The sequence below is a fragment of the Paenibacillus sp. FSL H7-0331 genome (genome assembly GCF_001956045.1).
Map to the genome: position 1 here is coordinate 122,767 of NZ_MRTH01000009.1, position 23,882 is coordinate 146,648.

A 23,882-nucleotide genomic window follows, 5' to 3' on the forward strand; every position below is an offset into this window, starting at 1 on the left:
TGTGATCACTCCTTAAAATGTTTTCTGGATACAAATATTTTGGTGTAGGGAAACAATTAGGGCAAAAAAATAGGCTCGAACCTATATCTATATGCATTTTATCCTACAGCAAAAATGTTTGCCATGCAACAATTATTTTCCGTAAGACAAATAATTTCCTTTGGGAAACATTTGAACGCTATGCTGGCAACAATTCGCAAATCAACTTGAGTATGAGGGGTATACATAGAGGTCACAATAGGCTTGGAATATGCTCAGGAGGGTCAACCCATATGCTGATGCTTTTTTTTCGCACCATTTTCGTGTACTTTATTGTGTTTGTTACGATGAGAATTATGGGAAAAAGAGAAATTGGCAAGCTGTCCGTTTTTGATTTGGTGATTTCGATCATGATTGCAGAAATTGCTGTATTTGTACTTGAGGATATGAATAAGTCGCTTATGGATGGTATTTTGCCGATGTTCACGCTGGTAGGGGTTCAACTGATCATTGCCTATCTGTCTTTAAAAAATGAAAAGATTCGCAGACTTTTTGAAGGCAAGAGCTCATTGATTATTGAGAATGGAAAACTCAACCGTGAGGAGATGAGACGACAGCGCTATAATCTGGATGACTTGTTGCTGCAGCTGCGTCAAAGTAAAGTGATGGACGTAGCCAATGTCGAGTTCGCCATTCTCGAGCCCTCGGGCAAGCTCACTGTCGTCGAGAAAAAGGAATCTGCTGCAGCACCCGCCGAGGGGAAAAGTGTTTTCCGTTACGAGGGCTTGCCGTTACCACTGATTATGGATGGCAAGGTGCAGGATGAGAATCTGGAGAAGCTGGGGAAAACACGGTTCTGGCTTAAGAGTGAACTTCAGCTGCAAGGAATCAAAGAGTTCAAGGATGTATTCTTCTGTACTTTTGATCACCGTGGAAAATGGTTTGTGGACCGCCGCAGGTAACATCTTATTCACTAGCTTTGAATAAGTTTACTTGATAAGCTTGCGTCCAAGCAGAAGAACACGCGTCAGATCACTGCGGTCAATAAGTCGCAACAGAACTGAACAGGATAAGTAGATAATCACGCCAGTGATACACGATACCGCGAAACGCACAGCTTCGACATCCATCCAGTGCGTATACATCAGGATATAGCTGCACCAGCCCGATACCAGCATGGCTAAGCCGACCTTGGCAAAGTCAATCATCTGCATCCGGAAATGAAGCAGTCTTACCACACTGTGCCAATGCAGTACCGTCACGAGCATGATATTGATATTGATAGCCATTACAGCCCCGAGAATGCCAAACTGAGGCTGACCTGCAAGTCCGACTATAAGAGCAAGCTTGATCACTGAGCCAATTAATGTATTAACCAAAGCCGAGCCGGGTCGATTCAATGCCTGCAGGCTGGCTTGCAGGGGTGCCTGAAAATAAATAAAGAGAGCCACCGGAGCCATCATTTTCAACATAGGAGCGATTTGGCTTTGTCCATACATCAGATCACAAAGCGGCTCGGCCAATACAAACATAATCATGACAAAAGGGGCTCCTGTAACTAAGGCTAGCTTGAGTGATTGATGAAGCCGATTATGAATGGTTTGCATATCGTTACGTGCGGCCGCTTCCGACAATGAGGGAATGAGCGAAACGGATAAGGAGTAGGTCAACGCGCTTGGAAGCAGCAGAATCGGAATAATCATACCCTGAAGCATCCCATATTGTGCTGTCGCCAGCTTGGTTGCAATTCCTGCCGCGGCGAGACTGCGAATAATGAGAATCGATTCAAGAAAATAAGAGCATGAGCCTACCAGCTTACTTCCGGTGATGGGCATGGCCAGCTTCAAGAGATGTTTCAGATTTGCCAAACGGCCGACAAGCGGCACGCTTCCGATTTTTGCAATGGGAAAAGGGGTTGTCTGGCTGCGACTGCGTCGATAATAGAGGTATAGTACCAACAGAGCAACGGCTTCTCCCACCATGACTCCAGCCATTGCTCCTGCGGCCGCGTATTCAATACCATAAGGAAGCAAGGCATAGGCAAAGGCGAGCACAGTGAAAATACGTATGAACGTTTCTGCTACCTGTGATACTGCAGTCGGGATCATATTTTGTCTGCCCTGAAAGTAACCGCGCAGCACAGAGCCAATTCCGACCAAAATGATAATTGGAGTCATACACAAGAAGGTGTAATAGACTCTGGAATCGGTTAGCAAATGGTTGGCAATCCATTGTGCGCCAAGCAGACTGGCCAGAGTGAACAGGATAGCGAGCGACACCGTAAGTGTCATCGCCAGCCGGAGTATGCGTCTGATTCTGCTTTCATTATTTTCTGCTTCTGCTTCAGCAATAAGCTTGGCGACAGCAATCGGTATGCCTCCGGTTATTAAGGTTAAAATAACAATCATAAACGGGAAACCCATTTGATATAACCCCACGCCTTCTGCTCCGATAAGTCTGGGCAGCGTAATTCGGGGAATAAAGCCAAGAATACGATTTACAATTCCTGCTGCCAGTAATATAAGCGTTCCCTTCAAAAACGATTGTTTGGTCACATCGATTCCTTCTTCCTCCCGAGACTACTAACATGGATATGCAGTACCTGTCCCTATGCATGCACAATATTTAACATGGAGATCAGGATACAGAAGGAAAATCCTGCTTGGCAGCGAATATGAGTAAGAGGAAGATGGTTTAGGGCAGGAGGTTGTGAAGGTGGAGCATGATGGGCGCAAGGAAGAGCAGGATGCTCAGCATTCAGAAGATCAAACGAAGCAAGAAACTATCGAGCAAAAACAGACTTTTCTTGAGCTGACTACGGAAACCGAATTGGACGAGACAGCAGCCGATGTGCAACAGACAGATCCTCTTGTAATTGGACAGGAGGACATTCCTGAGGTCATTATGACTAATGACGATGTTAGTGACGATGTCGAGGAGCTTGAAGATGGTGAGGAATTGGAAGCTTTCTCAAGTGAGGAGCTTGATGAGGAGCCTGTTACATTATCGGAAATGGAACTTAACGAGCTAATTGAGAGCATCTGTACAAGTAAGGCGGAGGAATTTAGAATGATCGGCTATGAGCATGTTACCGGTAGAGAAATCTGGGAATGCGTTAGCGATAAATATCAGAAAACAGGGATGCCTGCGCTTCATCAAATTGTGAATGACATTTTGTCGTTAAAGGTGACGAAATTTATGAACTGGATGACGATGAGTATATATAAAAGCAACCCTTTCGCTTAGAAGGGGTTATTTTTTTGCTGCTGGCAGAGACGTGTCGTAAATCATCAAATTGACTCGTTTTTAGCAGGTGAGTATAATAGGACTATTGAGATTGGAAGGAGATCGTTACTCATATGAAACGGATTGCAATATTTGTGGCTGTAGTGCTTGTTACATTGGCGCTAGTGGCCTGGACAAGCCCGAGTTTAGTTAACAAAATTAAATTGGGTTTGGACTTAAAAGGTGGTTTCGAAATTCTTTACGTAGCGGAGGCTATAGAGGAAGGTAAGCCCGTTACTGCGGAAGCTTTAAAAGAGACAGCGAACAGTTTAATGAAAAGGGCGGATGAGCTGGGTATTGCTGAACCAGAGATTACGACCGAAGGAAAAGACCGGATTCGTGTACGTTTGGCTGATGTAAAAAATGAGGATGAGGTTCGTAAGGTTATTAAAAAGCCAGCCGAGCTCACTTTCCGCGGTCCAGATGGAACGAAAGAAATGCTGGGCAGTGATTTTGTGGAAAACGCAGCCAAAATTGGCTTCGACCAATCCAATCGTCCGCAGATCAATATCAAGGTCAAAGATCCTGAGAAATTTAAAAAAGTAACCGAGAAGCTCGTAGGCAAGCCTTTGGCTATCTATCTGGACGAGCGTCAGCTGTCTGCACCGGTTGTTAATACGGTTATTACAGATGGCAGTGCGACGATCTCCGGTAACTATACGTTTGAGGAAGCTACTGAACTTGCATCAACCATCAATTTGGGTGCATTGCCGTTGAAGCTGACTGAAAAGTACACACAGGTTGTGGGAGCATCCTTGGGTAAAGCTTCGTTGGAGCAAACCGTAAGAGCGGGTTTGATCGGTTCCATCCTGATTTTAATATTCATGATTATTTTTTATCGCTTGCCTGGCTTTGTTGCAGCGATAACTTTGATTACATATACATGGCTGCTGCTGGTCGTGTTTGACTGGATGAATGCCACCTTGACACTTCCTGGTATTGCCGCCTTTGTACTCGGTATCGGGATGGCTGTTGATGCCAATATCATCACCTATGAACGGATTAAAGAAGAGATTCGCAGCGGAAAAAGCTTGCTGTCCTCTTTGAAATCAGGCTCCAAGCATTCCTTCCGGACGATTATGGATGCTAACATTACGAATATCATCTCTGCCGGTGTGCTTTACTATGTAGGTAATGGTGCCATCCGTGGGTTTGCGCTTACGACCATTATGAGTATCGTACTAAGTGTTTTGACCAACATATTTTTTTCAAGAATGTTATTGTACTTAATTATTAAAAGTAACAAGTTCAAGAAACCTTCTTATTACGGTGTAAAGGAGGCGGAAATTCGTGGATTATAGAGACCATTTTGATTTTATGAAAAACCGCAACAAATTTTTCACCATATCTATCGTTTTATTGATTGTAGGAATAATCGTCACATCGATTTTTGGCTTGAATTTCGGTGTTGACTTTAAAGCAGGTACGGGTCTTGATATTAACGTAGGTCAAGCTGTAACGAAGGAAAAAGCGGAAGAGGTCTTTACCGGCATCAATCTGAAACCTTCGGTTGTATCCATAGGCGGGAATAATGATCATGTCTCCGCCAGATTTGATATCATACTTACAGATGATCAAATCAAACAAATTAATGCAGCTATGGTTTCCACTTTCGGGGATAAGGTTTCCCAGGAGGTCAACACCGTATCTCCGGATATTGCACGTGAGTTAGGACTTAAGGCGATCTATGCCGTAGCTATTGCAAGTATCGCGATTTGTATTTATGTAAGTATCCGATTTGAGTGGCGTTTTGCTCTCGCTGCCATTATTGCGATTTTACATGATGCTTGTGTCGTTATTGCGATGTTTGCGATTTTCCGTTTTGAAGTCAATCTGCCATTCCTGGCAGCAATTTTAACTACTATCGGTTATTCCATCAACGATAAAATCGTTATTTTTGACCGGGTTCGTGAGAACCTTCGTTTTTCTAAAATTAAATCCACACAAGATCTTTCCAATTTGCTGAATAATAGTATTTGGCAGACGATGAGAAGAAATGTTTACACAGTTCTTACTGTATTGCTCGCAGCTATTTGTTTGTTTGTATTTGGTAGCGAATCGATCAAGCTTTTTGCACTTGCCAAAATTATCGGATTAACATCCGGAGCTTATTCTTCGATTTGCATAGCCAGCCCATTGTGGTATTTACTGAAAAACAAATCATTGAGTTCTAAACCAAGAGCAACTGCAGTAAAAGAATAATAGCTGGCCGCGTGAACTGAACGGTTCCGCGGCCTTTCTATCAATTTTTAGGGAGTGGCTCTTTTGACAGAGGAACGTTTTCAAAAAACGGAATTCGCCTACTGGATCGGAATCATTGGAAATATTTTTCTTGCTGCCCTGAAAGGTGTATTCGGTTATATCTCAGGAAGCAAGGCGCTCATTGCTGATGCCTTGTACTCAGTTTCAACTGCTGGACATTCATGTGCCATGCTGATGGGACAGCGTGCTGCCAAACAACAACCGGATGGAAATCCTCTCTATAAGCAAGGGAAGGCTGAATCCATTGCCGCCATTATTGTGTCGGTATTACTATTGGTTATTGGTATCGAGATTTGTTTTTCATCCGTTAAAACGATTTATTATGGAGTGGATTCGCCTCCGAAAGCTACTGCACTCATTGCGATTGTGCTGTCGATCATTCTTAAAGAAACGATGTTCCAATATCAATACCGTCTGGGTAAAAAAATGTCGAATCAAGATTTAATTGCAAGCGCCCGGAAGCACCGTTTGGGGATGTATTCTTCATTTGTCGTATTGATCGGTGTAGTGGGTGCGCTATCAGGTAATTACCTGGGAAATAATTATTTATATTACCTTGATCCGCTTGCAGGCTTATTGGTAGCCGTACTTGTTGTGAGAATGGGCTACCGTCTTGTAATGGAGTCCATTCACCAGACATTAGAGCATGTACTTCATGATGAGGATGTAGCAGAGCTGATGCGCACGGTGCAGGTTATTAAAGGGGTAATTGCTGTCGAATATTTGCGTGCACGTGAACAGGGACACTATGTGATTGTGGATATCAAAATCAGTGTAAACCCACGAATCAGTGTGCTTGAAGGCCATGACATTGCAAAAACGGTTAAGCAAGCCTTAATGAAGCGGCATATCCATGTTGCTGAGGTTTATATTCATGTCAATCCATATGATGCGGGATATCCCTATAAAAATAATATTGATTTGGAGCAGGACCAATTTTCATCGATGCTTCATTAGGAAAGCTAAGTAGATGCTTAACGAAGCTAGTTTTGCAACGCAAAACTTTCAGGAGGGTAAAATATGCTTCACGCAAAGGCAAAATGGAACATAACTGAAGCGGATGACGATCAAGTGGAAAAGCTGGCGCAGGAGCTTCAGATAGAACCATTACTTGCTCGTCTGCTTATTGCCCGAGGAATGACGAATATTGAACAAGCCAAAGCTTTTCTTGACGAAGGAACGGATTGGAATCATGATCCGTTCCTTTTGGATGGAATGGGAGAAGCGGTTTCCCGTATTCGATTGGCTATTGAACAAGGTGAAAAGATTCGCATCTACGGAGATTATGATGCAGATGGGATCAGCAGCACCGTATTGATGATCCATTTGCTGAATCAAATGCAGGCAGCCTTTGATTATTACATACCGCACCGGATTCATGAAGGGTACGGGTTAAATAACAAAGCTCTCGATTTAGCTCTCCAGCACGGAGTTCAATTAATCATTACGGTTGATACGGGTATCAGCGCTGTTGAGGAAATTGCTTATGCCAGACAGTTGGGTCTTGAAGTGATTGTGACGGATCATCACGAACCACCGGAACACCTGCCGCAGGAGTGCATCATTATAAATCCCAAAAAACCAGGCTGTCCTTATCCGTTCAAGCAGTTGGCTGGTGTAGGTGTAGCTTTCAAGCTGGCTCAGGCTTTACTGGGCCGTTGGCCTTCGGAGCTGCTGGAGTTCGCAGCCATCGGTACGGTCGCCGATTTGATGCCCTTATTGAATGAGAATCGAATGATCGTCAAGCAAGGACTCAAACGCATGCAGTCTTCATCCAATCCTGGGATACGCGCTCTGTTTGATGCGGCGGGTATTAATTTGAAGGATGTCAATTCCACGCATATCGGCTTTACTCTGGCCCCTCGAATCAATGCCAGTGGAAGGCTTGAACATGCCGACGATGCCGTTCGTCTGCTCATTACTGATAATCAGCAGGATGCCGAACAGATGGCCTATCAGCTGGATCAGCTAAACAAAGAACGGCAAAGAATTGTTGAAGAGATGACCAAGCAAGCCTATGAGATTGTTCAGGAAAGCAAATCAGCGCCGCTCAAGCAGGTGCTGGTCGTTGCCCAAGAGGATTGGAATGTAGGTGTGGTAGGCATTGTCGCCTCCAAACTGGTTGACAAATATTATCGCCCCACGCTTGTGTTAAGTATTGATAAAGAAACGGGCTTGGCAAAGGGCTCTGCACGATCGATAGCAGGCTATGATTTATATCAGGCATTAAGTCATTGTCAAGATCTGCTTGATCATTACGGAGGACATCAGGCTGCCGCAGGATTGACGCTCTCGCGAGAGCATCTGCCTGAGCTGGAAAGGCGTTTGAATTTGCTGGCTGAAGAATGGTTGTGTTCGGACGATTTTACCCCCTATATGAATGTAGATATGGTTTGCTCGCTAAAGGAAATTGGAGTGACAACGGTTCAACAGCTGGAATTGCTTGGGCCTTTCGGTATGGGGAATCCCACACCCAAGGTCATTATTAGCAATGCTGCATATAAAGAGCTTCGTACCATAGGTAAAGAACAGCAGCATGTAAAAATAACATTAAAGACAAGCAAGGATGAAAGTGCCGCTACCCTTGATGCCGTAGGCTTTCATAAAAGCGCGCTGCTGCCCTGGATTTCTTCTACAGCAGCAATGGATGTTCTTGGAGAGCTGTCCATAAATGAATGGAACGGAGTCCGTAAGCCTCAGGTAATGATTCAGGATTTGCGGATTGCTCATATGCAGATGTTTGATTGGCGGGGCATTGCCAAGATAGAGCCTAAGCTCGCCGAGCTGGCGGAACGTGTTGATGGGCGAAGCTCAGGTGGTGACGCACGGGCTGGTATTCTCATGTTTCATGCCAGTAATACAAGCATGCTTGGCTCCATCGTGAACAAGCTTCCGGTGTGGGTGTTGGCGAAAGAGAATGGCAGCAGCCTGATGCCTTCGAACGAGCTGGCTAGACAGAGCAATCTGTCCATGGTGACCGATATGATTCTTTTCGATCTTCCTTCAGAATTATCAAGCCTGGGTGCAGCTCTTAGTTCAGCAGTCGGTATGGAGCGTGTCTATGCGATATTTTATCAGGGTGGAACTGTTTATGAAGGTGCTCTGCCATCGCGAGATATGTTTAAGACCGTGTACGGAGCCGTTCAACAGCAAGCAGCAGCGAGTCCGTCTGCAGCTTTCATAGCCAGTCTGTCGAAGCGTTCAGGTCTTTCTTCCAGTCTTATTCAATTTATACTGGATGTGTTTACCGAGGTGGGCTTAATTACACAATCTGCAGGCAGCTATAGGCTCGTAGTCAAACCTGACAAAAAAGATCTCACTCAATCTCAGATTTACCAAAATCGACAGCTTCATGTCGAGGTAGAGCAGGCATTGCTCTATTCAAGTGCTCAGGAGCTGCATGAATGGCTGATGGAGCAAAAGCAACAATCAAACAAACCATTACTGGAGGGTATTATATGAATTTCAAACCGTATATCCGTGTTATAGAAGATTTCCCGCAGCCTGGTATCAGCTTTAAAGACATCACGACCTTATTGCAAAATGGGCCCGTTTACCGGGAAGTTATTAACGAGCTGGCGCGTCAGTTAAAGGAAGTCGAAATTGACTGTATCGCCGGACCGGAAGCAAGAGGATTCGTTATTGGTGCGCCGCTCGCCATCGCTCTCGGAGTAGGCTTCATACCGATTCGGAAAAGCGGCAAGCTTCCCGGCCATACCATTGAAGCGGATTACGCTTTGGAATACGGCAAGGATAAGCTTGCCATGCACCAAGACGCGATTCAGCCAGGTCAAAAGGTGCTGATTGCTGATGACCTTCTTGCCACAGGAGGAACGATAGCGACCTCGATCAATCTGATTGAGCAGTTGGGTGGACAAGTGGTCGGAGCTGCCTTTTTGATTGAGTTGTTAGAGCTGAATGGACGCGAAAAGCTGGGTCCGATAGATATTATTTCATTGGTAACCTACTAAAAGGTACGCTTTGAAACAAAACCCGGACAAAGGATCCGGGTTTTGTTTTCGACAAAATATGTCGAAATGTCGTAAATAAGTTGACGTATTGCCTATGAAAAATGCATAATGGACTAAAATCGAATTAAGGGAATGAGTAAAGCGAATGGGGATTGAGCAGCTTCTTGAAAAGGCGTCGGGGTTTATAAAAGAACATGATTTGAAGCGTATCAGGGAAGCATACGAGTTTGCTGAGCAGGCCCATTCCGGGCAAGTTCGCAAGTCGGGCGAGCCCTATATTTTACATCCATTAGCAGTTGCGGATATTGTTGTCAACATGCAGATGGATGCAACTTCAATCATCGCCGCGCTGCTCCATGACGTTGTTGAGGATACAACCGTTTCGCTGGACATTGTTAATGCCAAATTCGGGAAAACCTGTGCCATGATTGTAGATGGCTTGACCAAGCTTGAGAAAATTAAATTCAAGAGCAAAGAAGAGCATCAGAACGAAAATTACCGCAAAATGTTTGTTGCGATGGCTCAGGATATTCGGGTTATTCTTATCAAATTGGCCGATCGCCTGCACAACATGCGCACATTAAAATATCAGTCCGAGGAAAGCCAGCGGCGTATTGCTGATGAAACACTGGAAATATTTTGTCCAATTGCCAATAGACTGGGGATCTCTGCGATCAAATGGGAAATGGAGGACATCGCTCTTCGTTACCTCAACCCGCAGCAATATTACCGGATTGTCAATTTGATGCAAAAAAAGCGTGTCGAACGTGAGCAATATATCGAGGACGTCGTGCATAATGTCAGCGAAAAGCTCTCCGAAATGGGAATAGAGCCGGATATTTCAGGGCGCCCCAAGCACATCTACAGCATTTATAAAAAGATGACAGCTCGCAATAAGCAGTTCAATGAGATTTACGATCTGCTAGCGCTCCGTATCATCGTGGACAATATAAAAGATTGCTATGCTACACTTGGTATCATTCATACACTTTGGAAGCCTATGCCAGGTCGGTTTAAGGACTATATCGCTATGCCCAAATCCAATATGTACCAGTCTCTGCATACGACAGTAATTGGCCCCAAGGGGGAGCCGCTAGAGGTTCAGATCCGTACAGGTGAAATGCATAGAACCTCGGAATACGGTGTAGCAGCACATTGGGCCTATAAAGAGGGCAGTGTCGTACCGTCAGGCAGCTTTGAAGATAAGATGAGCTGGTTCCGGGAAATATTGGAGCTTCAGCAGGATGCCGAGGATGCTTCCGAATTTGTAGAGTCATTAAAGATGGATTTTTTCTCCGATCTTGTGTTTGTTTTTACGCCCAAAGGCGAGGTCATCGAGCTGCCAGCAGGTTCAGTCCCGCTTGATTTTGCTTATCGCATTCATACCGAGATCGGTAACCGTACTATTGGTGCCAAAGTAAATGGTCGTATCGTTTCGCTGGATTATCGTCTGAAAACCGGAGATATCATTGAAATATTAACCTCTAAGCATTCCTATGGACCGAGTCAGGACTGGATCAAGCTGGCCCAATCCTCACATGCTCGCAGCAAAATCCGGCAGTGGTTTAAGAAGGAAAAGCGCGAGGAGAACGTAGAGAAGGGTAAAGAAGCAATCGAGCGCGAGCTGAAGCGATTGGGACTGGAGCCATCGGCTCTTATGAAAGACAACGAGCTTATGGAGGTCGCCAAAAAGTTCAACTTCCATGAAGTCGAAGATATGTTCTCTGCGGTTGGCTTTAGTGGAATTACTGCTGCACAAATCGTTACCCGTCTTACCGATAAAATACGTAAAGAAGCGGAAGAAGCACAGCAGCAAGCGCTCCAGCTTACCAATGAGATTAAAGAAGTCAAGGGAGCCACAGCCGAGAAGAAAAGTCGGCCTACACACGGAGTTCGAGTTAAAGGCGTAGACAATTTGCTCGTTCGTTTTGCACGCTGCTGCAATCCGGTTCCAGGGGATGTTATTGTTGGCTACATTACTCGTGGCCGAGGTGTTTCGGTGCATCGTGAGGATTGTACGAATATTCCCGCAGACGATGGGAGCGAAGAAGGTAATCGCCTGATCGAGGTGGAGTGGGTAGATTCGGTTGAAGCCAGCTATAACGTAGAAATTGAAATTGCGGGACATGATCGAATGGGCTTGTTAAATGAAGTGCTGCAGGCCGTTTCCGAAAGCAAAACAATCATATCGGCTGTCTCTGGCCGTTCGGACAAAAACAAGATGGCGGTTATTCATATGTCGATATTGATTCGCAATATTGAGCATTTGCATTCTGTCGTTGAAAAAATCAAACGGATCCGTGATATTTATTCGGTACAACGGATCATGCAGACATAAACTTAATTGAGGTGTGCGCAAGGTGCGTATTGTTGTTCAGCGTAGTAAGCAGGCTAGCGTTGTGGTGGATGGAGTCACGGTCGGTTCGATTCGGAACGGTCTTGTGCTGCTGGTTGGTGTCACTCATGAGGATACCGAGCAGGATACCCGATATGCAGCTGAGAAAATAGCCGGGTTACGCATATTCGAGGACAAGACAGGTAAAATGAATCTGTCCATCACCGAGACAGCAGGCCAAATCTTGTCGGTTTCACAGTTTACGCTTTATGGGGACTGCCGTAAAGGAAGACGTCCCAACTTTATGGCTGCTGCCAGGCCGGAGCAAGCTGAACCCTTATATGAGCAGTTCAATGAGCATCTTCGCAGGCTTGGCTTACAGGTGGAAAATGGAGTGTTCGGCGCAATGATGGATGTAGCCTTAGTTAATGACGGCCCGGTTACCTTAATTATTGATAGCCGATAGCTGTTCTTTCTGCCTCAAACCGCTCTTACGATATGCTGCGCATACGGTATGGCATACGGATAAATGCAATTCAATGTGGAAATAATAAGCTCAGCAGTGAACGAGCCGTCAACTCGATCAGCTAGTACTGAAAAGGAGCTTGTTTCCTATGCATAAGTCTGTTAATCAAAATATCGTTTATCGACCTGAGCAGCAGCTGCTATCCTGCGGCTTGGGGGAGTCTGTAGGAATGGTTGCTGCCAGTTTGAACGGCAATGAAGTCACTGCAGACTATTCATCGGTTACAGAGCAGCTAAAGCAGCAGCCTCGCCGAACCTATCGTTAACCACATGCAGATCAAGTAAATCGTCAGGGCATGCTCTGGCGGTTTTTTCTTTTGTCTCTTCCTGACCTGTGATACACTTAGTCTAGTTTTGGGTTCATTCATGGGTCGATTAGTAGCGGACAAGCATTAAATTATGATCATTTGTTGAATTTTAGCGAACATTTGCAACCATTGTCACCTATAGCTCGTATTTAAAAGGTGCGGGTAATTTTAACTCACAATTTTATCGAATTATAAAAATGATACTTACGAGGTGCAGGATGGGGAAAGCAGGTTATTCAAGTGGAAATAGTAAGGGATGGCAGCTGGCAGTGTTTGCTGTGCTGCTCGTGGCCGTAATAGGAGCAGGTACATATTTGTTAGCTACGAAGATGACTTCATCAGGAGGACCTGGTAAGCCACAGCAGCTAACCGTAGTGAAAAGCAGCAAAATTATTAAAAGCAGCTATGATCTTATAGTAGTGGGAACTGATCCGGAAGGCTTGGCTGCAGCGGTATCGGCAGCACGTAACGGTCTCAAAACACTTTTAGTGGATGGGTATGATCGTGAGATCCTCGGAGGATTAATGACACTGGGGTGGCTGAACAGTCTGGACATGAACTATGAGCCCAGCAAAGGCTTATTGTCGAATCATGACATTCTGAATAAAGGGATATTCAGTGAATGGTATGGACGTATTGAAGGGGATTCCTTCGATGTGGTAACAGCGGCTAATGTGTTTAATGATATTGTGAGCAAAGAAGATAATATCGATTTGCTGTTGAAAACAAAGAAGATCGAGCCGCAGATGGCCACAGCAGGAGCTGGAGCGCTTGCCCGTGTAACGGGTATAGTCGTTACCAAATCAGATGGCAGCAGGGTTGCTATCGAAGCGAAGGCGGTTATTGATGCAACACAGGATGGAGACATAGCAGCAGCAGCAGGTGTTCCTTTTACAGTGGGACGCGAAGATTTGATGGACCCCAAAAGCCGGATGGCGGTCACAGCTGTATTCAGACTTAGCGATATTACGCCTGAACGCTGGGCCAGCTTTAGCAAGCCGATACAAGCTGAGGACAAAGGGCTTGGTGTATACGGAATCAATGAAATGAGTCTGTGGGGATTAACCAAAATGCAGGACTACCCCGCTGTTAATAAAGAAAAGGTAAGAATGCGCGGCCTAAACGGTGGACGACAAAACGATAATACGATGCTCGTTAATGCACTGCAAATTTTTGGCGTCGATCCTTTTGATCCTAAATCACGGCAGGAAGCCTTCCAGATTGCCAAGGACGAGCTTCCTAATGTTCTGGCATATCTGAAGGAGCAGTACCCTGAATTTGAAGGTGTAGAGCTGGCAGGAATTGCACCTGAGCTATATGTGCGCGAATCACGCCATATGCAGGGTGAATACAGATTGTCGATTATCGATTTGCTGGAAAATCGGGATCAATGGGACCGTATCGCATTTGGCGGATATCCGGTTGATATTCAACGGACAAGCCCCAAAGATAATGGGGCAGTCGTGATTGATCCAGATAAATATGCGGTGCCTTACCGCAGTATTGTACCGCTTAAGGTAGATGGATTGCTGGTCGTTGGCCGAGCCGCGAGCTATGATACACTTCCTCACGGCAGTGCGCGAGTTGTACCGGTGGGTATGGCTGAAGGCGAAGCTGCCGGTGCATCGGTGAAGATCGCAATCGATAAAAATATAAGCTTCCGGCAGCTATCGGCATCCAAAGAATCCATTGCCAAGCTGCATACGATGCTGAATGACCAAGGAATGGACTTAAAGCCGTATAGTCTCAAACCTGCCCCTTACATGGAACACAAATCGTATGAGGGGTTAAAGACAGCTGTAAGCCTGGGACTTTCCAGCGGTGGTTACAGGAATGAATTCGATCTGGATAAAGCTTCGAATCAGCAGCGGATGGTCAATATGCTGGAAGGCATGCGCAAGTTCAAACCCGGAGCGATGTCAGGCAGTGCTTCGGCGGTAATCGCCAAGGCTAATGAACCTGCCAAGCAATCATTGACGCTGGATTCAGCCGCGCAAATGATTGCATCCTTGCTGAAGCAGGACGCTACTCCAGCGAATGCTTTGAACAATTTATTGACTAAGGGCATCCTGAACAAAGAGACCGTAGACGGGATTACCAAAAAACAGGAATTGTCGAATGGGGATACTTACATGCTCATTAATGATGTATATAAGTATATTAAAGCGGCAAAATAAACTTATTGAACGCAGTGCTTAAATGGAATAACACACATTATCAAGCAAATGGCTTGACTTTGCCAAAATTCGCTATTACAATAATGGTTATTGAATAGGATTATATATCCGTTGATGGGATCAAGTACTTCGTATCCTCGCATATCCAGAGAGGGAAGCTCAAGCTGCAAACTTCCTTATGTGAAACGAACGAACAGACCTCCCGGAGGACAATCGGGGAACCACAGTAAATGGATACTGTGCAGTAGTCGAATTGCGTATTGCGGGCGTTAACCGCTTTGAGTGTGTATCTTGATGGTTAAGATGTTAAGATGCAAATCGTGGGTGGTACCGCGGGAAGACTTCGTCGATAAGTCTCTCGTCCCTGACAAATTGATGTCGGGGGCGGGAGCTTTTTTAATTTCCGTCCATATCCGGCAAAAGAAGAAAGGAGCAGCCTTATATGAGTATTCAGAAACCGAAGGGGACCCAGGATCTGCTTCCTGGAGAGATCGAAAAATGGCAGTATGTAGAATCCAAAGCACGTGAATTGTGCCAACGATTCAATTATCGTGAAATTCGCACACCGATCTTTGAGAACACCGAGCTATTTCAACGGGGTGTTGGTGAAACAACGGATATCGTGGAGAAGGAAATGTATACGTTTGAAGCTAAAGGTGATCGCAACAAGCCGCTAAGCTTCTCGCTGCGTCCGGAAGGAACAGCTGGTGTTGTCCGTGCCTATGTGGAAAATAAGCTGTTCGGTGAGCCAGACGTCAGCAAGCTGTTTTATATCGGACCGATGTTCCGATACGAGCAGCCGCAAGCCGGACGATATCGCCAGTTCCATCAGTTTGGCATTGAAGCCTTCGGATCGGTGGACCCAAGTATTGATGCGGAAGTGATCGCGCTGGGATACACATTTTATAATGAGCTTGGTATCAAGAATGTGACCGTCGATATTAACTCGGTTGGAACTATTGCTTGTCGAGACGTATTCAAGCTGAAGCTGCAGGAGTTTTTTGCCCCGGTAAAAGACCAGCTGTGCTCCGATTGCCAATCCCGCTATGATCGAAATCCGATGCGGATTCTGGATTGCAAGGTGGATCAAAAGTTTTGCGAGGGCGCCCCGACCATTCTGGAATATTTGGACGAGGAATGTACCGCTCATTTTGCCGCGGTCCAAGAACATCTGAGTGCCATGAACATTCCCTACCGTATTAATCCACGCTTGGTCCGCGGACTTGATTACTACACGCATACGGCATTTGAGTATAAGGCGGCAGGTATTGGAGCTATTGATACAATTGGTGGAGGCGGCCGTTATAACGGACTTGTAGGCCAAATTGGTGGCGGCAGCAACGATCAGCCTGGAGTTGGTCTTGGACTGGGTCTGGAACGTACTCTGCTAATCCTACAGGCGCAAAATGTGGAGCTTCCTGCTGTGAAGCTGCTCGATATTTATCTGGTTGGTCTGGGAGAAGCTGCAGAGAAGGAAGTTACCAAGCAATTGCAATGGCTTCGACTGGCTGGCCTGAAGGCAGAAAAAGATTATTTGGGCCGTAAAATTAAAGCGCAAATGAAATCGGCTGATCGTTACAAAGCTTCCTATGTTGCAATTCTCGGTGACGATGAGCTTGAACGCGGTGAGATCACGATCAAGTCGATGGTGAGTGGCGAGCAGCAAACCGTGAAGCTTGACCAATTTGTAGCACATATGAAGTCTATAAAGCTGAACTAAGAATTTTGATCTAACTTTATCTAACAAAACCTGGAGGTTGATGATAGTCATGTTGTTGAAAACCCATCATTGTGGAGCGTTAACGAAAGCAAATGTAGGAGAGACCGTTATTCTGAACGGCTGGGTACAAAGAAGACGCGATTTGGGCGGCGTATTGTTCATTGATTTGCGTGACCGCAGTGGTTTGGTACAAATCGTATTCAATCCTGATTTTTCAGGTGAAGCCTTAACTATAGGTGACCGTGCACGTAATGAATACGTTCTGGCAGTCAGTGGTAAAGTTGTTGAGCGTGATGCAGCTACGATTAATGCCAACCTGCAAACGGGTGAAATCGAAATTCAGGTTACTGAGATTGAAATCTTGAATGCTGCCAAAAACCCGCCATTCTTCATCGAAGACGGAATCGAAATCGACGAATCTTTACGTTTGAAATATCGTTACCTGGACCTGCGTCGTCCGGAGATGCAGCGTACGCTGATGCTGCGTTCCAAAGCTGCCAAAGTATTCCGTGACTTCCTTGATGCCAATGGCTTTTTGGAAGTAGAAACACCGATTTTGACCAAAAGCACGCCTGAAGGCGCGCGTGATTATTTGGTGCCAAGCCGTGTGCATCCGGGTGAATTTTTTGCTTTACCGCAATCTCCACAAATCTTTAAGCAGCTGCTTATGGTAGGCGGCTTGGAGCGTTATTACCAGATTGCACGCTGTTTCCGCGATGAAGATTTGCGTTCGGACCGTCAGCCTGAATTTACACAAGTCGACATCGAGACCTCCTTCCTGTCGCAGGATCAATTGCTCGATATGATGGAGGAGCTTACTGTTGAGCTGTTCAGAGTGACTACTGGCACCGAGCTTGCACGTCCGTTCCAGCGTATCAGCTATGCTGATGCTATGGGCAAATATGGCTCGGATAAGCCAGATTTGCGTTTCGGCCTTGAGCTTAAAGATGTATCCGATATCGTAGTAAACTCCGGTGTTAAAGTATTTGCTTCCGTTGTCGAAAAGGGCGGTCAAGTCAAAGCGCTTAATGCCAAAGGCTGCGGCAGCTGGAGCCGTAAGGAAATTGATGACTTGGGCGTATTCGCTGGACGCTATGGCGCTAAAGGTCTTGCTTGGGTAGTGCTCAAGGAAGGCGAAATGAAAGGCCCGATCGTTAAATTCTTCTCCGAAGAAGAGCTTGCCGCGTTAAAGACTCGTCTGGAAGCAGAAGAGGGAGATTTACTGTTATTCTCGGCAGACAGCAAAAAGGTTGTTGCTGATGTATTAGGTAATCTTCGTTTGAAAATCGGACGCGATCTTGGTCTGATCGACGAGAACGAATTCAAATTCGCGTGGGTTATGGACTTCCCGCTGTTGGGCTATGATGAAGAAGCCAAACGTTATGTTGCCGAGCACCATCCGTTCACCCGTCCTAATGAAGAAGACGTACATTTCTTCGATACCGACCCAGGCAAGATCAGAGCGCAAGCTTATGACTTGGTACTAAACGGCTACGAAGTTGGCGGCGGCTCCATGCGGATCTACAAGCGTGAGGTTCAAGAGCAAATGTTCCAAGCTCTCGGCTTCAGCAAAGAAGAAGCACAAGAAAAATTCGGCTTCCTGCTGGAAGCTTTTGAATACGGAACTCCTCCACACGGCGGTATTGCCTTCGGTTTTGACCGTCTCGTAATGTTAATTACAAAACGCACCAACCTGCGTGAAACGATTGCGTTCCCTAAAACCGCGAGTGCTACCGACTTACTAACAGATGCACCAGGCCCAGTAGACGACAAACAGCTGGAACAATTGTCAATCCGCTTAGCCCTTAAGCAACCCGCTGCAAAAGCGTAATAAGTAGTAAGTAAGCCCTGCACCAACAGTCAAGCTTGTCCCGTAGGGGCTAAAGCGCTCCGAGAAATCGCAGTCTATCAACCAAGCATCATACCAACAGTCAAGCGTGTCCCATAGGGACGGAAAGCGACCCGAGAACCACACCGTCTGAGCACAACAAAGGGAGTCCAGAGGGCAAAGCCCTTTGGGGCCCTCCCTATAGGGAGGGTTTGGGAGGGTCACCACCGAAAGGAGTAGTTTTTTCATGCTGCACCAGTTTTCAAGAACGGAGCTTGCCATCGGACCGGAAGGTCTGGAAATCCTGCGTAACAGTTGCGTAGCGGTATTAGGCATCGGAGGCGTAGGCGGGATGGCTGCTGAAGCATTAGCCCGTACAGGGATTGGGCGGCTCGTGCTGATCGATAAGGATGTAGTCGATATTACGAACATTAACCGTCAGGTGCATGCTCTGATGTCGACAGTTGGCCAGCCCAAAGCCGATTTGATGCGCGACCGTATTTTACAAATCAATCCTGAATGCGACGTCGTTTCCTTGCGAATGTTTTATACGGAAGAAACGTACGAGCAGTTGTTTGCTTATCCTTTGGATTATGTTGTGGATGCTTCGGATACAATCAGCTACAAAATTCATTTGATCAAACAATGCCTGGAACGTAAAATACCGATCATATCGAGTATGGGTGCGGCTAACAAAATGGATCCTACCAAGTTTCAGGTTGCCGATATTTCCAAAACCTCCATGGACCCATTAGCCCGTGTCATCAGAAACAAGCTGCGTAAGGATGGAATCAAAAAGGGAGTTAAGGTCGTCTTTTCGACGGAAGCCCCCCTTAAGCCGAGAGTGGACGTTACGCAGAAAATCGTTCCGGAAAATGCGCCTGAAATTCGTAAGGCTAAGCAGCCACCGGCCAGCAATGCCTTCGTGCCGCCTGTAGCGGGATTGATTGCAGTCAGTGTGGTAGTGAAAGATTTACTGGAAAAATCGAATCAGGACTGAGGATTTTGGAGTGTAGTGGGCACAAATGTGACCACATTTTGTAAACGCCTAAAAAGTCCTTTATAATGTAAAGCATAGGGGAAGCTCCGTAAGGAGTTCTCCTGTGCTTTTTTTACTATTTGAAATCTAGATATGAATACGATAGAGGTTGTGAATGAAGCATGGATTTATTTTCATTAGCAGAGGAGAAAAGCCCGGCAGGGAAGCTGCTCGCAGATCGGATGCGACCGGTTACGCTAGATGAATATATTGGTCAGGAACAGATCGTCGGTCCGGGTAAGCTGCTGCGCCGGGCTATAGAAGCAGATCAGGTATCATCCATACTGTTATACGGCCCACCAGGAACAGGAAAGACAACGCTTGCGAACATTATTTCGCATGCTACACAAGGCACTTTTATCAAATTGAATGCGGTGGATGCTACCGTCAAAGATGTGCGTGAAGTCATTGAACAAGCCAAAGACAATAAGACGCTGTACGGTCGCAAAACCATTTTGTTTCTGGACGAGGTGCATCGATTCAATACGTCACGTCAGGATGCGCTGCTTCCTGCTGTCGAGCAGGGTATTATCGTGCTCATTGGGGCTACGACCGAGAATCCATTTCATCATGTGAATGGCGCACTCTTGTCAAGATCCACGCTGTTTGAGCTGCAGGCCTTAACTCAAGAGCACTCGCTTGTGGCGCTGCACCGAGCGCTTACTGACCGAGAGCGCGGCCTTGGCTCGTTGCCTATCGCAGCTACGGAGGAAGCGCTTGCGCATATTGCTCGCATGGCTGGGGGCGATATTCGCCGCGCACTTAATGCGCTTGAACTTGCTGCGCTAACGACTCCGCCGGATAGGAGCGGAGCGGTACACATTACGCTGGAGGTGGCAGAGGAGTCGATACGGCGTCCTACCGTCAAAGCAGATGAATCGACTCAGTATGATGTGCTCTCAGCCTTCCACAAGAGCATCCGCGGCTCCAGTGACGCAGCGCTGTTCTGGTTCCTCTATGCGGTAGAGAAGCTGGGCATGGATCCGATGACCTTTCTGCGCCGCCTGATAGTAGCGAGCAGCGAGGATATAGGTTTGGCTAATCCACAGGCGATGCTGCAATCCGTAACGGCGATGGATGCCTATCATAAGATCGGCTGGCCGGAATCAAAATATGTGATTGCTCAAGCCATTTTGTTTGCTGTTGAAAGTCCCAAATCCAATGCGATTCCACTCGCTATTGGCAAAGTCATGGGAGCCTTTGAGCTTCTGGGCGCAGCCGAGGTACCCCTGCATTTACGTGATGCGCATTATAAAGGTTCGGAGAAGCTTGGGCATGTTGGTTATCAATATCCTCATAACTTTCCTGGGCACTATGTGGACCAGCAGTATTTACCGGACAAGCTCAAAGAGCAAACCTTCTACGACGCAACCGAACAGGGCATGGAGGATAAAATAAGGCTTAATCAAGAGCGCAGAAACGGGCAAAAGCAGCGAAAATCGCGATAATGGGTCAGGCTGGCCCATTTTAGCCTCATTTAAGGCTAATTCTCGGTATAAGTTTAACTGATCAAGCTTTTTGACTGTTTTGTTTAACTTTTAAGCATAGCCCACGGTTTGACTGTATAGTTTAATCATATATAATTTAATTATAGAGTTATATTATGCTCGTAAAAGAATGACGAAGGCTTCTTAATTAAGCATCGAAACATTTTTTTGCATACTATACCAATATTTATGTTGATAAGCTCTCACATATATCAGTTTCAAATGTCTCAAAAAATTGTGAATTTAGGGGAGGTGTACCTATTCATCTCGAACGAGGAGAATAGGAAATTAATTGAGTAGTGACCCATTACCGATACTTTGGAATTTAAGTTTAGTTTTGCTTTTGGTATTCTTAAACGGCTTTTTTGTGGCAGCAGAGTTTGCTTTGGTCAAGGTTCGTCATAGCCGCATTGATGTGCTGGTTAAGGAAGGTAACCGCAATGCCAAGTTTGCTCAAATCATCATGAGAAACCTTAACGGATACTTATCAGCCTGCCAATTGGGAATTACGCTTGCTTCCCTTGGGCTTGGTTGGATTGGTGAACCAGCAATAGCTAAACTGCTCCAACCGGTGTTGCAGCCGCTGCAAATCCCTGAAACGATCCAGCATACGATTTCGTTTATTATTGCTTTTACGATCATCACCTCTTTTCATATCACACTGGGAGAACAATTCCCCAAGACCTATGCGATTCGCATGCCAGAGAAAATTACGCTGATGGCTGCGGGCCCGATGATTCTGTTTTACAAAATCATGTTTCCATTTATTTGGTTTCTTAATGGTACTTCCAACTGGATGCTGCGCAAATCTGGAATAGAGCCTACAGACGAGCATGAGACAGCTCATACGGAACAGGAAATTCGCGGCTTGATGAAAGAAAGCAATAAAAGCGGACTCATTGATAATGCTGAATTAACTTTAATGGACAATATTTTTGAATTTTCGGAAACCAATGCCCGTGAAATTATGATTCCTCGTACTGAAATGATATGTTTGTACGCTAATCTATCCTACGAGGAAAATCGACAAATTGCTGTTACGGAAATGCACACCCGTTATCCGGTCTGTGATCCAGACAAAGATAATGTCATTGGGTTTGTGCATATCAAGGATTTGTTGAAGTCAGACCGCGGTATTGGCAATATCAAAAAAATTATTCGTCCGATCACCAAAGTCCCCGAGTCGATGCAAATCAGTGCGCTGCTTAAGCTGATGCAAAAAAGAAAAACGCAAATGGCGCTGCTCATTGATGAGTATGGCGGCACATCGGGATTAGTCACTTTTGAGGATATTATAGAAGAAATTGTCGGCGAGGTTCAGGATGAATTTGATGAAGAGCGTCCGCAGATCGAAAAGCGTGATGATTCAACACATTCCATTGACGGGCGGATGCTGATTGAAGAAGTGAATAGTTATTTTGGTGTAGAAATCGAATCTGATGACTACGACACTATAGGTGGTTGGATTTATGCACAGGTAGAAATGCCTCCAAAAAGAAGCCAACGGATAGATTACAATAATGAATATGAATTTGTGATTGATGAAACCGATCATTTACGAATCTCGCGAATTTTGGTCATTAAACGCAGTGAGCAAGATGAACAAGAGGTTACGCTCCCAATGAGCATGTAATAAAAAAAACGGATATCCACCTGCAGCATGTACTCTTACAAAGAGTGGCTGCAGCGGATAGTCCGCTTTTTTGTGTGTTGTGAAGTTCTTAGCTGAATTGAGGAAAGGTTAAGTTATAACCGTATCGATAATAGCACCGCCAAGACAAAGCTCGCCATCATAAAATACGACCGATTGGCCTGGTGTGACCGCCTTTTGCGGTTTGTCAAAAATAACCTCGCAGGTACGTTCCTTCTCGTTAAAAGTGACGCTAACCCCTTGATCAGGCTGCCGATAACGGAACTTGGCTGTACAGCGGTATTCCTGTTGAGGCAGCGTTCCGCTGATCCAATTTAGATCTGTTGCTCTCAGTCCCAAGGAATAAAGGCTTGGATGCTGCTCACCCTGCACAACATACAAAACATTAGTTTCCAGGTTTTTGCCTGATACGAACCAAGGCTCTCCACTGCCGGAGCCGCCACCGATACCAAGACCCTGCCGCTGTCCTAAAGTGTAGTACATCAATCCGTCATGCCGTCCTTTGACTTCCCCCTCCAAGGTCTGCATATCACCAGGCTTGGCCGGCAAATAGCCGCTTAGAAATTCCTTAAAGTCCCGTTCCCCGATAAAGCACACACCTGTGCTATCCTTCTTCTTCGCAGTTGCAAGACCTGCCCGCTCCGCTATGGCTCTCACTTCCGGCTTCGGTAGATGTCCGATCGGGAACATGGCCTTGGACAATTGGTATTGATTAAGTGCATTCAAAAAATACGTTTGATCCTTGTTGCCGTCAATACCCCGTCGTAAGCGGTATATACCATCCTGCTGGTCTACTTGCGCATAGTGTCCGGTTGCAATGTAGTCTGCACCAAGCTCAAGCGCTTTGTTCAGAAACTCCCCGAATTTAATTTCACGGTTGCACATCACATCCGGATTCGGTGTCCTGCCCTTGCGATATTCATCCAGAAAGTATTGAAATACCTTATCCATGTATTGTTTCTCAAAATTTACCGTATAATAGGGAATGCCGATTTGGTCGCATACTCTGCGGACATCCTCGGAATCTTCTTCAGCGGTGCAGTGGCCCCACTCGTCTGTGTCATCCCAATTTTTCATAAAAACACCGATAACTTCGTATCCTTGCTCCTTTAAAAGCAGAGCTGACACGGAGGAATCGACACCGCCGGACATACCGAGAACGACTCGTGTTTGCTTATTCATTATGGATTTTCTCTCCTTGCTGCTTTACGTTTATCTTGTATTATACATGGGTTATACTGAATAATAAATATTTCATCAATATGACACGGTTTTTCTCCCAAAATACAAGGATTTATGATACCATATATACGAT

18 protein-coding genes are annotated in these 23,882 nt (G+C 45.7%); 16 read left to right on the plus strand and 2 right to left on the minus strand.

The window, feature by feature from the left end:
- The first annotated feature begins 272 nt into the window (after positions 1–272).
- The gene (locus BK127_RS15370) at positions 273–941 is read left to right on the plus strand and encodes a DUF421 domain-containing protein (protein ID WP_076231644.1); all 669 of its coding nucleotides are present in this window, start codon (positions 273–275) and stop codon (positions 939–941) included.
- A 27-nt stretch (positions 942–968) separates the two neighbouring features.
- On the opposite strand, the gene spoVB is transcribed toward BK127_RS15370, so the two are convergent.
- Complete coding sequence (spoVB, locus tag BK127_RS15375) at positions 969–2,534, minus strand: stage V sporulation protein B (protein WP_076231646.1); 1,566 nt, start codon at positions 2,532–2,534, stop codon at positions 969–971.
- Between the two features lie 160 nt (positions 2,535–2,694).
- Between spoVB and BK127_RS45545 the strand changes: the two genes are divergently transcribed.
- The 15 genes from BK127_RS45545 (at position 2,695) to BK127_RS15445 (ending at position 22,549) form a co-directional block, all read left to right on the plus strand.
- Positions 2,695–3,225, plus strand: a complete 531-nt coding sequence (locus tag BK127_RS45545; RefSeq protein ID WP_305954300.1) for a post-transcriptional regulator — start codon at positions 2,695–2,697, stop codon at positions 3,223–3,225.
- 113 nt (positions 3,226–3,338) lie between these two features.
- Complete coding sequence (gene secD / locus BK127_RS15385) at positions 3,339–4,565, plus strand: protein translocase subunit SecD (protein WP_076231649.1); 1,227 nt, start codon at positions 3,339–3,341, stop codon at positions 4,563–4,565.
- Positions 4,555–5,466 (plus strand): protein translocase subunit SecF, encoded by a 912-nt coding sequence (gene secF, locus BK127_RS15390; protein ID WP_076231651.1) that lies wholly within the window; start codon positions 4,555–4,557, stop codon positions 5,464–5,466. Before secD ends, secF begins: the two co-directional genes overlap by 11 nt.
- A gap of 54 nt (positions 5,467–5,520) precedes the next feature.
- Complete coding sequence (locus tag BK127_RS15395) at positions 5,521–6,483, plus strand: cation diffusion facilitator family transporter (RefSeq protein ID WP_305954301.1); 963 nt, start codon at positions 5,521–5,523, stop codon at positions 6,481–6,483.
- A gap of 63 nt (positions 6,484–6,546) precedes the next feature.
- Positions 6,547–8,988, plus strand: a complete 2,442-nt coding sequence (recJ, locus tag BK127_RS15400; RefSeq protein WP_076231655.1) for a single-stranded-DNA-specific exonuclease RecJ — start codon at positions 6,547–6,549, stop codon at positions 8,986–8,988.
- Positions 8,985–9,497 carry an adenine phosphoribosyltransferase gene (locus tag BK127_RS15405; RefSeq protein WP_076231657.1) on the plus strand — a complete coding sequence of 171 codons (513 nt, stop codon included), beginning with the start codon at positions 8,985–8,987 and terminating at the stop codon, positions 9,495–9,497. Before recJ ends, BK127_RS15405 begins: the two co-directional genes overlap by 4 nt.
- Positions 9,498–9,642: 145 nt before the next feature.
- On the plus strand, positions 9,643–11,835 hold the full coding sequence (locus BK127_RS15410) for a RelA/SpoT family protein (protein ID WP_076231659.1): 2,193 nt from the start codon (positions 9,643–9,645) through the stop codon (positions 11,833–11,835).
- 22 nt (positions 11,836–11,857) lie between these two features.
- On the plus strand, positions 11,858–12,298 hold the full coding sequence (gene dtd / locus BK127_RS15415; RefSeq protein WP_076231661.1) for a D-aminoacyl-tRNA deacylase: 441 nt from the start codon (positions 11,858–11,860) through the stop codon (positions 12,296–12,298).
- Between the two features lie 148 nt (positions 12,299–12,446).
- Positions 12,447–12,623 carry a hypothetical protein gene (locus BK127_RS43705; protein WP_179097493.1) on the plus strand — a complete coding sequence of 59 codons (177 nt, stop codon included), beginning with the start codon at positions 12,447–12,449 and terminating at the stop codon, positions 12,621–12,623.
- A 260-nt stretch (positions 12,624–12,883) separates the two neighbouring features.
- Positions 12,884–14,842: an FAD-dependent oxidoreductase gene (locus BK127_RS15420; RefSeq protein ID WP_076231663.1), complete on the plus strand. Its 1,959-nt coding sequence runs from the start codon at positions 12,884–12,886 to the stop codon at positions 14,840–14,842.
- A 442-nt stretch (positions 14,843–15,284) separates the two neighbouring features.
- Positions 15,285–16,562 carry a histidine--tRNA ligase gene (gene hisS / locus BK127_RS15425; RefSeq protein ID WP_076231665.1) on the plus strand — a complete coding sequence of 426 codons (1,278 nt, stop codon included), beginning with the start codon at positions 15,285–15,287 and terminating at the stop codon, positions 16,560–16,562.
- 49 nt (positions 16,563–16,611) lie between these two features.
- On the plus strand, positions 16,612–18,393 hold the full coding sequence (aspS, locus tag BK127_RS15430; RefSeq protein ID WP_076231667.1) for an aspartate--tRNA ligase: 1,782 nt from the start codon (positions 16,612–16,614) through the stop codon (positions 18,391–18,393).
- Between the two features lie 244 nt (positions 18,394–18,637).
- Positions 18,638–19,390, plus strand: coding sequence for a tRNA threonylcarbamoyladenosine dehydratase (locus tag BK127_RS15435; RefSeq protein WP_076231669.1), 753 nt, complete (start codon positions 18,638–18,640; stop codon positions 19,388–19,390).
- Between the two features lie 161 nt (positions 19,391–19,551).
- Entirely contained in the window at positions 19,552–20,877 is a 1,326-nt protein-coding gene (locus BK127_RS15440) for a replication-associated recombination protein A (RefSeq protein WP_076231671.1), read from the plus strand.
- 331 nt (positions 20,878–21,208) lie between these two features.
- Positions 21,209–22,549 (plus strand): hemolysin family protein, encoded by a 1,341-nt coding sequence (locus BK127_RS15445; RefSeq protein ID WP_076231672.1) that lies wholly within the window; start codon positions 21,209–21,211, stop codon positions 22,547–22,549.
- Between the two features lie 108 nt (positions 22,550–22,657).
- Here the strand turns inward: BK127_RS15445 and mnmA are convergent, their stop codons facing one another.
- On the minus strand, positions 22,658–23,749 hold the full coding sequence (gene mnmA, locus BK127_RS15450) for a tRNA 2-thiouridine(34) synthase MnmA (protein ID WP_076231674.1): 1,092 nt from the start codon (positions 23,747–23,749) through the stop codon (positions 22,658–22,660).
- Between the last annotated feature and the right edge of the window lie 133 nt (positions 23,750–23,882).